At 61.0% G+C, this 10,627-nt stretch carries 11 protein-coding genes and 2 pseudogenes; 6 read left to right on the top strand and 7 right to left on the bottom strand.

All coding sequences use genetic code 11. The features are described 5' to 3' along the window. Positions 1 to 9: 9 nt before the first annotated feature. Positions 10 to 465 (bottom strand): OmpA family protein, encoded by a 456-nt coding sequence (locus CAPSK01_RS18170; protein WP_273704024.1) that lies wholly within the window; start codon positions 463 to 465, stop codon positions 10 to 12. A gap of 77 nt (positions 466 to 542) precedes the next feature. Continuing rightward, positions 543 to 1,052, bottom strand: a complete 510-nt coding sequence (locus CAPSK01_RS18165) for a MarR family winged helix-turn-helix transcriptional regulator (RefSeq protein WP_273704023.1) — start codon at positions 1,050 to 1,052, stop codon at positions 543 to 545. Between the two features lie 156 nt (positions 1,053 to 1,208). Between CAPSK01_RS18165 and CAPSK01_RS18160 the strand changes: the two genes are divergently transcribed. The 6 genes and pseudogenes from CAPSK01_RS18160 to CAPSK01_RS18135 all read left to right on the top strand — a co-directional run bounded on the left by CAPSK01_RS18160 (position 1,209) and on the right by CAPSK01_RS18135 (position 7,679). Continuing rightward, positions 1,209 to 2,438 carry a cation:proton antiporter gene (locus tag CAPSK01_RS18160; RefSeq protein WP_034930048.1) on the top strand — a complete coding sequence of 410 codons (1,230 nt, stop codon included), beginning with the start codon at positions 1,209 to 1,211 and terminating at the stop codon, positions 2,436 to 2,438. Further along, positions 2,435 to 3,217: pseudogene (locus CAPSK01_RS18155) on the top strand (type 1 glutamine amidotransferase); the annotation flags it as partial. The gene CAPSK01_RS18160 and the pseudogene CAPSK01_RS18155, both read left to right, overlap by 4 nt. Positions 3,218 to 3,230: 13 nt before the next feature. Further along, positions 3,231 to 4,508: a cation:proton antiporter gene (locus CAPSK01_RS18150; protein ID WP_034930042.1), complete on the top strand. Its 1,278-nt coding sequence runs from the start codon at positions 3,231 to 3,233 to the stop codon at positions 4,506 to 4,508. Then, complete coding sequence (locus CAPSK01_RS18145) at positions 4,505 to 5,659, top strand: YbdK family carboxylate-amine ligase (protein ID WP_034930039.1); 1,155 nt, start codon at positions 4,505 to 4,507, stop codon at positions 5,657 to 5,659. Before CAPSK01_RS18150 ends, CAPSK01_RS18145 begins: the two co-directional genes overlap by 4 nt. Further along, the gene (locus CAPSK01_RS18140; protein ID WP_034930037.1) at positions 5,656 to 6,918 is read left to right on the top strand and encodes a serine hydrolase; all 1,263 of its coding nucleotides are present in this window, start codon (positions 5,656 to 5,658) and stop codon (positions 6,916 to 6,918) included. The genes CAPSK01_RS18145 and CAPSK01_RS18140 overlap by 4 nt, the downstream gene beginning before the upstream one ends. 182 nt (positions 6,919 to 7,100) lie before the next feature. Beyond that, positions 7,101 to 7,679 carry a Uma2 family endonuclease gene (locus tag CAPSK01_RS18135; protein ID WP_273704022.1) on the top strand — a complete coding sequence of 193 codons (579 nt, stop codon included), beginning with the start codon at positions 7,101 to 7,103 and terminating at the stop codon, positions 7,677 to 7,679. 124 nt (positions 7,680 to 7,803) lie between these two features. On the opposite strand, the gene CAPSK01_RS18130 is transcribed toward CAPSK01_RS18135, so the two are convergent. The 5 genes and pseudogenes from CAPSK01_RS18130 to CAPSK01_RS18115 all read right to left on the bottom strand — a co-directional run. Then, positions 7,804 to 8,658 carry a hypothetical protein gene (locus CAPSK01_RS18130; RefSeq protein ID WP_034930035.1) on the bottom strand — a complete coding sequence of 285 codons (855 nt, stop codon included), beginning with the start codon at positions 8,656 to 8,658 and terminating at the stop codon, positions 7,804 to 7,806. A 42-nt stretch (positions 8,659 to 8,700) separates the two neighbouring features. After that, positions 8,701 to 8,940 carry a hypothetical protein gene (locus CAPSK01_RS23900; RefSeq protein ID WP_273704021.1) on the bottom strand — a complete coding sequence of 80 codons (240 nt, stop codon included), beginning with the start codon at positions 8,938 to 8,940 and terminating at the stop codon, positions 8,701 to 8,703. Positions 8,941 to 9,263: 323 nt separating this feature from the next. Further along, complete coding sequence (locus CAPSK01_RS18120) at positions 9,264 to 10,187, bottom strand: alpha/beta fold hydrolase (protein WP_034930031.1); 924 nt, start codon at positions 10,185 to 10,187, stop codon at positions 9,264 to 9,266. Positions 10,188 to 10,208: 21 nt separating this feature from the next. Next, a complete protein-coding gene (locus CAPSK01_RS23895; RefSeq protein ID WP_273704020.1) occupies positions 10,209 to 10,364 on the bottom strand; it encodes a hypothetical protein in 156 nt (51 codons plus the stop codon). A gap of 81 nt (positions 10,365 to 10,445) precedes the next feature. Continuing rightward, positions 10,446 to 10,627, bottom strand: a pseudogene (locus CAPSK01_RS18115) (phosphatidylethanolamine-binding protein); the annotation flags it as partial.

The following is a 10,627-nucleotide window of genomic DNA, read 5'->3' as shown; positions in this document are numbered from 1 at the left end:
CGAACCGCTTTACCGAATACCATAGATCACTTCCACCCGGCGCATGATCTGGCGGCATTCCGTTGTTCTACAGGCTGGCATTGCTTCCCCTCGACCGGCGCTATAGCGACGCAAAGGATGAATCTGATTCTTGGGAACGCCGTAGGTGCGAAGGAGCTTGGCGACCGCTTCGATACGCCGCTCCGCTATCGCCAGATTATATGAGGCACTGCCCAGGTCGTCCGTGTAACCGGCCAAGGTCACCACCTGCGCCGGATTAGCCTTCAAGCGCACTGCATGATGCCGCAGTTTGTCCTGCCCCGCCGTATCGATACGGGTTGCACCCTTGGCGAAGTAGATGCTGTTAGCTTCCTCCAGCGCTACAAAATCCGTTTCCTTGGTTGAAGGCGCATCCAATGGGGTATCTGGGGCTGAAGAAGAATCAGGCGACTGTTGCGGCATCGGCTCTGAGGGTGAGATGGCCACGGCACTACATCCGATGAGCATTACGCCATAGAACAGCCGTATCAGGCTGGAGAGCCTGGACACGATCTGAGCAGGCCTCATTTCGGATCCCTCAGCATGTCTGCCAGCGGTATGCTGGCGAAGGCATCGTCCCGCCCGGGCAGATGCCGTATCAACTCAAATAGATTGATATACAATGTTTGTAGGGCGACTTCCGGCATGGCGGCAAGCGCTTCAGGAAGGACGCCTTCTGCGGGCCCTGGTAGCGCCGCGATGGCCTTCAAACCGTCGGGTGCAAGCTGGAGACCGACCCGGCGCTGATCCTCCTGCTTGCGCGTCTTGATGAGGCATCTTCGGGCGACGAGTTTTTCAACAAGTTGACTACAGGTAGACTGGTGTATACCCAAGCGTGCAGCGAGATCTGTCACGCCAAGCCCCGGGCAGCGATGCACTTCCTGCAGAATCCACATCTGTGAACCGGGGAGTCCACAACGATCTTCCACCTCACGGAAATACTGGCGCATCGTGCCGTAGATCACACGGAACTGTTGTAGAACCGCCAAGTGGACCGGCGGTGTGGCGGCTGTCAAAGGAGGTGTCATCGGCATGAGGCATTGCTCTAATCGAGATAGAAAGACTATTATATTTACCATCAATGTAACTTCGATCGATTTTTTTGTACTTGCACCTCTGGCGACAGCATTGCGCCAAGGCCACTGGTCACGTTTTTGCCACTCAGAGCACCGATAAGGGTTCGCGACTTGATGTTCAATTCGATCCAGATTTTCGGCATGGCGCTTCTTGGCGGTCTGGGTGCGGGCGAGTTTTCGCGTCGTGCGCTGGCTTTACCACGAACCACCGGCTACGTCGTTTTTGGATTGCTGGTCGGCCAGAGCGGACTGGGTTGGATAGCGCCTTATCACATCGAGTCCAACCAGCTTTTCATCGATCTGGCATTGGGCCTGATTCTGTTTGAATTGGGCTATCAAGTTCCGCTGGTGGCTGTCAGTGAAGGATGGAACCGACTGAGAGCGGGGTTATTGATCTCTCTGACCACCGGAGCCACCGTACTACTAGCGCTCCTGGCAATGGACTTCTCCGCCAGTTCCGCAGTTTTCGCGACAGCCCTTTGTCTGGCCACTTCGCCAGCAATCACGATTGCGACCTGCAGCGACGTGGGCGCCAGAGGAGAAAAAACCGGCTTGCTGTTCACCATGGTGGCAATCGATGGATGCATCGCCTTGGTTGTCTCTACCTGGTCAATGCCGCTTCTGGTCGAGGATGGGGCGATTTACAGCCTCGCCAGCGCCTGGACAGCGACGCAGGAAGTCGGTGGGGCCGTGGTGCTCGGTGGTGCCTGCACTGCGCTCATCCTGACCGGCGCACAACTCCTGGGACGGCGTTCGGAACACCAGCACCTGTTGATTCTGGGAACCATCATCCTGGGCGTTGGAACCGCGATTCACCTCGACATTTCCGCATTTCTGCCCATGTTGCTCTTCGGCTATCTGACGCGCGCCCTGGATCGAAACAAGCAGGTCGTTGCCATTCGGATTGCCAGTGACGCCCGGATTTTTCTCGTCGCCACGTTTGTTCTGGCCGGTGCCGCGCTCGACATTGGGGTTGTCGTGGAGAGCTGGCCGGACGCTGTCCTGGTGATCATCGCGCGCTTCGCCGGGCAACTCGCAGGCATTCTCTTGAGTCGCAATCGCCTCTGCTTGGGAACCGCATCTTCAATCTACCTGTCGATTGGCTTACAGCCAATGTCAAGCATTGCTCTGGTTCTTCTTGCCAACATGCAGACGCTCTACTCCGGGCTTGAGCCACGACTGACGGGCGCCTTGCTGGCGACGATTCTTCTCATGCAGTTGTTCGGCCCCTTGGCCACGCAGACAGCGATCAAGGGCTTCGGCGAGGCAACCCATCTGCAATCGGATGACCCGGCAGCAGAGAACCCTGCCTCCCAACAAGGTTCCTGTGGAGACAAATCATGAGCAGACGCCCTTTACGTATCGGTCTCTCCGCGCGCATCTACCATCCAGTGGTCGGCGCCACGGGTTTGCAGTCGAAGTCCTTGCAGTACCTCGAGCAATCGGTGGCGCACTGGGTGATGTCCCGCGACGTGATGGTGTTCATGATTCCCGCGGTCAGTGGCGACGCCATGGTTCATCGCAGCAGCATCCGGCTCTCGGACTACCCGGAGTATCTCGATGGCCTCATTCTCCAGGGCGGTGCCGACATCAGCCCACAAAGCTACGGCGAGGAGCCTTCGGACCCCGACTGGGCTGGCGACCGGGTGCGTGACGCCTACGAAATGGAACTTCTGCACGAATTCATGGAAGCCGGCAAGGCGGTTCTTGGCATCTGTCGCGGTGCTCAACTGATCAATGTGGCGCTTGGCGGGACACTCTATCAGGACATCGCGACACAGATCGAAGCGGCAGACGAGCACGTCCATTCCGACTACGACCAGCATAGTCACGCGGTCGAGTGGGCTGCAAAGTCCGGCCTGGCAAAGCTTTATCCGGGCAAGACCAGTGGGCGGGTGGTGTCGATACATCATCAGGCGATCAGAGCATTGGGTCGGGACCTGCGGGTCGAAGCGCGCAGCATCGGGGACGGCCTGATCGAAGCCATTCGCCTGCAAGGCAGGCCGTATGTTCTTGGCCTGCAGTGGCACCCAGAGTTCCATCCCCCCGGCAGCGAGGATCTGTTGGACTGCACGCCAATCCTCGACGAGTTTCTCGCCGCCGCGCGCGGCCGACTCTGGTGAGCGAGACGAACCCATGCTGAACGGCATTCTGTCGCCGGCACGCACTGCCTGGGAAGGCCTGCAGGAGCGCCTCTTCTTCCTGCCACCCTTCCCGGATGAACTCGATTCACTCGCCTTGTTCAGCATGCTGCTGGTCGTCGGTTTGCTGTTCGGCGAATGGTTGCGCGCCAAATTGGGCTGGCCGAAAGTCATCGGCTACGTCCTGGCAGGAACGTTGTTCGGCCCCTCCATGCTCGGCTGGATCAGCATTGAGGCACTGGCCCAGATACGGCCAATGGCCGATGCAGCGCTCGGACTCCTGATGCTCGAGATCGGGCGACGCCTCGATCTGCGTTGGCTAGGTGAAAACCGCGATTTGCTGAGAGCCACGCTTGGCGAGATTAGCCTGTCCTTCACGGCCATTTTCCTCTTCGCCTGGGGGGTGGTTGGTCTGATGGCGGCATGGGCGGCCGCTGCCGCAGCCGTTACCATGGCCTCGGCGCCGGCGGTTGTCCTGCTGACCGTCGAGGAATCCAACGCGCAGGGGCAGGTCAGCGAACGGATCATCCTGCACACGGCACTGAGCGCGGCTGCATCATTCGTCGTGTTCGCCGTCGTCGTCGGCGTCGTGCATGCGCAATACAGCGACGACTGGCTGAATGCCGTAGCCCATCCGCCATGGGTTGTGGTCGGTTCCGTAATGATCGCCTGGCTGATGGCGCTTCTCGCTCGTCTGGTCGCAGCACTTTTGCGGAAGCGCTCCCTGGCACAGGTCTTCATCCTCGTGGCCACTGCCCTGCTCGCCGTTGGCACCGCCCGCATGCTGGCGGTGCCGGTTTTTCTGACGCTCTTCCTGATGGGGGTAATCCTGTCGTTCAGCGATCAGGAAAGAACGCTCAGCTATACCAACCTGCCGGAAGGACACTGGTTGCTGGCGATCATCCTCTTCGTCGTCGTCGGCGCCTCGCTGCCCTGGCAAGACTTCACCTGGCTGATCGGACTGCAGGCAATTGGCCTGTTGATCGTTCGGGCCGTGGCCAAGGTGGCTGCCCTGGCGTGGGCAGGTGGTGGTGGCCTGGGCGTTGCCAAGCGGGTGCTGGTTGGCATCGGCATTCAGCCGCTGTCGGCCACTGCCGTCTTCATGGCCTATGAAATCGCCGGACTCTACCCGGAAATCGGCCGTTCGTCGCTGTCGTTGCCGCTGTTTGCGGCTGCCATCATGGAACTCGCCGGCCCTGCCCTCTGCCGTTTTGCCTTGGTGCGCTCTGGCGAGACCGCGGCGACCGACAATAGCAAGGAAGGAGTGGCATGAGCCAGCCAATCGCCGAATTCAAACAGAGCCAGCCACTGACCCTGGGAGTCGAGCTTGAGTTGCAGCTGGTTTCCGTGCGCGATTTTGACTTGACGCGTGGAGCGACGGATCTTCTCGGCAGCATGGACTACGATGGCCGCTTTGGTGATATCAAGCTTGAAATTACCGAAAGCATGATCGAGGTCAGCACCCTGCCGCGTCCACTCGTCGATGGCATTGCCGCCGATCTGGACGGCCTCCGACAAGCGCTCGTCGGTCAGTGCGCGCGCAACCATATCGCCGTCTGCGGTGGCGGCACGCACCCCTTCCATCGCTGGACGGAGCGCCGGATTTGTCCGGGTGATCGCTTCGACGAGATCTATCACCGTTATGGCTACCTGGCCAAGCAGTTCACGGTCTTTGGCCAGCACATTCATGTCGGCTGTACATCCGGTGACGAAGCGATCTGGATGACGCAGGCCCTGGGACCTTATGTGCCGATCTTCATTGCGCTGTCGGCATCGTCACCATTCGTCGATGGCGAAGACACCCTGTTCCAGTCCGCCCGTCTGAACGCGGTCTCGGCCTTCCCCCTGAGTGGGCAATGCCCGGCCTTGCGCGACTGGGCAGAGTTCATCGAACACTTTTCCTTTCTGCAGGCCTGTGGTATCGCTCGCAGTATCAAGGACCTTTACTGGGATATTCGTCCCAAACCCGAATTCGGGACCGTGGAAATCCGCGTTTGCGATACGCCACTGACGGTCGAGCACGCCGCAGCCCTGGCGGCCTTGGCGCAAAGCCTGGTACACCATCTCTTGCGAACTCGACCCGCCCTCGACACCCGGCGGCATCTGTATGTTGCCCGCTACAACAAGTTTCAGGCGTGCCGCTATGGTTTCGATGGGCAGATCTCGGATCCGACCGGCCTGCGGCAAGTCCCTCTCCGGCAGATCACCCGTGAACTGCTCGCCGTGTTGGTCGAGGATGCCCGCGAACTTGGCTGTTCCACATGGCTGCAACTGCTCGACGCTTCCCTGGCCGGAGAGATCTCCGACGCCAGCTGGTTGCGCCGGCGTCAGGCCATCCATGGAAACCTGAACGATGTCGTCCGTGAGGCCACCATGCGCTTTCGCAATAAAGGGAGCACGCACTTTGCCGAGGCCCCACGATGAGGCACTGGCTGACCTTGCTGGCGTTGATGGTGCCTTGGACATGGACACTGCATGCGGCAGAGGAATGTGTCATCGAGCCGGTCACCAGGAGCACCAGGGATCCTGGCGCATGGATCGACCAGGACAACTGGTTGGCACCTGAAAATCTGCGCATCGGCTTGCAGTCATTCGGCCGCTTCATGCCTTCGCTGAAGATCAGGGCGACAGGAACCGCCCAGATGCTCCGCCCGGCTTCCCGACAGCTTGAACTCGACAAACTCAAGGCCCGCGACCCGCTCGATCAGCAGCTGCGCGATGTCGGGTTCCTGCTGGCCACGCGCTTGTACGCCGATGGCCTGTTGGTGCTGCGCGACGGCAAGGTGGCGAGCGAGCGCTACTGGAATGGGCTGGTAGCACAGGACCAACGACTGCTGCTTGGCGGAACCCGACCAATCCTCTCCCTGATGGGTGCCATGGCTGTCGCCCAGGGCAAGCTCTCGCCGGACCGGTCGATCATTCGCTACATACCCGCCCTGAGTGGGCAGACGGGGTTGCGAAAGTTGTCGATCCGGCGCCTGCTTGAAGGAGAGAGCAGCTTCGATTGGTCGTCGAACGACGTCAGTGACTGGCTGGCGGCCGGTGGATGGATCACCGGCAACACGGCCGAAGGGATTCGCGCCTGGCTCAACCAACCGGGTCGTTGGGACAGGGACTTTTCCCCAAACCCGCAACTCGGCGAAGTCGGACCTGACAGCGACCTGCTCGTCTGGGCACTCGCGGAAGCCTACCGGGTTCCGCTCACGCGGACCTTTTGCCAGGAACTGTTCGAAAAACTCCGACCCGAGAGCGCAGCCCTCTGGCTCTCCGACTCGCAGGGAACGGAACTGTCCGCTGGATTGGCGCTCTCGCTACGCGATTTTGCCCGTCTGGGGCAACTGCTGATCGACGCGAGGAACAGCAATCGACGCCACAAGGTCCCGAGCTGGTTCATCGAAACGCTGACAGCCTCCGCCGGGCTGCGCATAGCGAATTCTCCGAATCTTGCTGGCCTCAGAAAGGGAAGCGAGTACCGCTATGGTTTTGTGCATCTTGGTGGAGCACCGAACCGCATCGCTATTCTGGGCCCCTACGGCAACAGCCTTTACGTTGATTTCGATCGCCGACTAGTGATTGCCATTTTTGCAGCCTATCCGAGAAATCACAGCGCCGGCATGCGGGCGACACTTGAGCAGGTCTGGGATATGCTGGGTTCGGCAACACAGCCCAGCGGCAAACGTTAGAGCCGGAGCTGAGGCTACACTCGGCGAATGGTCTTCTGGATCATCAGGCGCCTCAGCGAAGGAACAGAAGTTCACCGCTGGTAACGGCTACGGGCAGAGCTGGATCTTTCGAGCAGTACGTGATTGCCGCCAGGCGAATGCCGGACTATCATCTCGTTTGTCATCGAGCCTGGGAACCTGCCATGCCCATCCTGCTGGAAATCCGCGAACGCGCTGCCGTGCCTTATCACCGCTGGTCGGTGGAGGAGTTTCATCGCATGGCCCAGTCCGGTTTGCTGGATGAGAGCGACCGCGTTGAGTTGATCGATGGAGAACTGGTGGATATGGCGCCGATAGGCAGCAGACATGCATTTCTCGTCGACCGATTTGCCGAGTGTCTCGGCAGCGGCCCTTCCGCCAGTTATATGGTGCGGGTGCAGAACCCCATCGTCCTTGACGAACGGAGCGAACCGCAGCCGGACATTGCCCTCGTCAAACGCGCCAACTATGCCGACCGACACCCGACACCCGCTGACGTCCTGTTGATCGTCGAGGTTTCCGACACCACCCTCGATTACGACCGCGATGTCAAGCTTGCGCTCTATGCGCGCCACGACATTCCCGAGGTCTGGCTGTGTGATGTCAAGGCCGGCGAACTGGCGGTCTTTCGCGAACCCATCGAGGGGCAATACCGCCGAATGCACCAACCCACGAACTGCGAAACAGTAGCACCGCTGTGGGTGCCGGAAGTCTGGGTTGCGTTGACGGACGTTCTGGCGTGAAGGAAATGACGAGGCGTTGGGGGAACGACAGCAGGGCGGTGGAGTGCCTACACCAGCGCGCAGCGCTTCAGTTCAACGTCAACGCTCAGGCGACGGCCGTGGCTTCTTGCGCGCATTGCCCCAATTAACGAATCGGCGTGTTGATCTTGTATTGCTCAAGCGAGATCAGATCAGCGATATCAAAAATGCTGTTGTAATGAATCTCTGCCCCGCTAGAGGCAAAGCAGCGGTCGATCAGCGCAATGACGAGCGCCGTATAGCGCTCCGCGCCCTTCTCCATTGCTCTATTCATCGCGCTCCTTGCCCCGCGTGAGAAGGGGCCACGTGTGCTCTGCCAGGCGCGGCGGAACAGCCACAGCAGATCCGGCGGTACGCGCTCTTCAATCGGCTTAGCCGCCGGTTGGTGGTCAATTTCGGAATCCGCATATTCCCCTTCTGCAAAGTGAATGAATTCGCTTTGCTTCAGCGGCATCGCCAAGCCTGCCGAAACATTGCGCGCGCCCGCCAGCATCGCCTGATCGGCAAGCAGTTGGCGCTGGTTCCAGCGAACGACAGCGCGGATCCACGGAACCGGCCGCCGCTCAAAGGCAAGGTCTATCCAGGGGCTGGAGATCCGGCAGCCGTCGGAGGGCCGTGCATCCAGCAGTGATGGCACCGGAGCGAGGGGCTCGTTTCCCGAGGTGTCGAGAGGCCAGTTCACGAATTGAAGCAGGGACCGCTTCTTGCTATTGGCACTGTCTATGCAGAGCTTGTCCCTGGCCAGCCGAGCCGCAACGTGCTCCGTAACAGCCGTCACGAAGGCGCCAAAATGTGGGTTGGAATCAGAGGTCTTGGCGGTAGAGAGAATAGCCTCGGGGCCGCTCCTTATCTCGTTCACAATCTGGATCGGTACCGTGTCGACGGGGCACTGTGAACCGCCCCCGGCAGTGCTTGTGCTGGCCGCCATCATACTGGCCAAAAAAAGAGAAAAGCGAAGCATTTGCAGCCTCCATGAATAAGGGATGATCTTCCGGTGCCCGGTTCACTTCAAGCACCCGCCGCGGGTGGGAACTGCGTTTGCTGGTGTACGGATTCTTCGACAACTAAGGGAGTTAAAGAGGCCAGGCTCGACCAGCGGCAAGGCGCCCATTTCGTCGCGCGCGTCGTCGAGGATCGCTCGCGCGAAGGCACGCAGTCCCAGGAAGGGACAGCCTTCGAATGTCTCGCGGTAATCGAGCCGCATGGCACCGCTCGTGATCGCTGCCAGCAAGGCTTCCGGCAAGGGCTCGTCCGCCGACCAGCGAGCGGCCTGGAACAGGGCGAGAAAAGGCGGCAGGTCGCCGTGCTCGGCGCCTTCGTGAGAAAGACCTCTCCGGTCGGAAGCGCTGCGGGCGGTGGCATGGGAAAGACGGCGGTCGGTGTGGTCCGCGCAGTGTAACGCAATCGAGCGACCGCTTCCGCAGCCCCTGTCAGCATGCCCAGCCCGCTGGCAGACCTTTGCAGGCGGATGTCGAAACAGGCAAAGTGCAACTCCTCCAGCCGCTTGTTGCAAAATGCGCGCCGCGCCGTGGTGTTTTCGGGTGGAGTGTGCGGCCTGGCCTGGAGTCAGCCGACCTTGAGAATCCGCGACTGGAACGGGTCGGGCATCGAGCCCGTCTGTATCCAGCGCAGTGCCAGCGGCCACAGTGAGTCGGCGAATTTCTGGTTGAAGTAGGCGAAGTGCCCGATCTCGCTTTCGCCGATATCGGCGGGTGCGAGATGCAGGTGGTATTTCTGCGCCTTCGTGTACAAGCGCAGCAACCGGAGGATGGCGGACCGGGTTCCCCACTCGTCATCGGCGATGCTGATGGCTAGGGTTTCGCCCCGGAATAGTTCGAACAGCAGCGGAAGCGACGGGTCGTTGCGGTGCCTTTTCCAGGGCTTCCTGTCGAAATTGCGATGGAAAGCGCTCCACTGCTTGACGACGCCGAGCGGGGTGTCCTCCATCCAGCCGAGGCGGGTGCCGGGAAAATAGCCGAACAGCCGCGCCACCAGGGGCATGAAGAGATGCCAGCGAAGCATCATCTGCAAGCGCTTGCGGAGGACGTAGTCTGGCCAGTAGGCGATCTGGGCGCCGACGGTAAGCATGCGGCGCACGCGATGGCTCGACGGGGCGATCCCGAGGGTGAAGCCACCGATGCTGTGGGCGACGACATCGATGGGCTGGCCGGGGTAGCGGGCGACAACATGCTTCAGGATGGCCTCGACATCGTGCCTGCCCCACTCGACATAGCTGGCGTCGATGGCCCGCATGTCGGCTGGCCGCGAGGCGCCGATGCCCCGGTAGTCGAAGGTGAGGACATCGCAGCCGCTGGCGAAGAGGTATTCGGCGAAGCGGTGGTAGTAGCGCGCCTTGACCGAGGTGGCGGGCACGATGATGACGACGTTGCGCCCGCGGGTGTCGCCGCCGTGGCGCCATTCGGTGGCGCCGAGCGGGCAGTGGTCAGCAGCAATCGCCAGGAAGTCGCGGGCTTGGGCTTTCTCTGTCATGGGTACCTCCTGGTGTTGTCGCTAGACCGGCCTGGTCTTGTCGACGAAAGCCTGCTGGCCGAGCAGGTCGACGCCGGTGATGATCGCGGCGGCGATGCGCGGGTCGGCCTTGACCCGATCCAGCGGGCGCGAGAGGCAGCTCAGCACGCCGGATGGGTTGGCGACCTCTGATTCCATGCGAGGGATGAGCGGGTGCCCGAGGCGAGAAGCCCCCCCCCCGAAGGGGCGAGTGTCGCCGATAGCCGCCCGGCGCGGCGCCTACCGACCGTAGGTGCCGGTCAGCTTTGCCTTGCCGAGGCTGTTGGCATTGACCAGGTAGCCGACCAGGGCTGTGCTGCTGTTGGCGGGCAGCTCGATTTTCTCGACCTTGAGGGCGTGCAGCGTGAAGTGATAGGGGTGCGGACGGTTGCCGACCGGCGGGCAGGGGCCGCCCCAGCCGG

The sequence above is a fragment of the Candidatus Accumulibacter vicinus genome, assembly GCF_000584955.1.
GTDB lineage: Bacteria > Pseudomonadota > Gammaproteobacteria > Burkholderiales > Rhodocyclaceae > Accumulibacter > Accumulibacter vicinus.
This window is presented reverse-complemented; position numbering and strand designations above follow the sequence as displayed.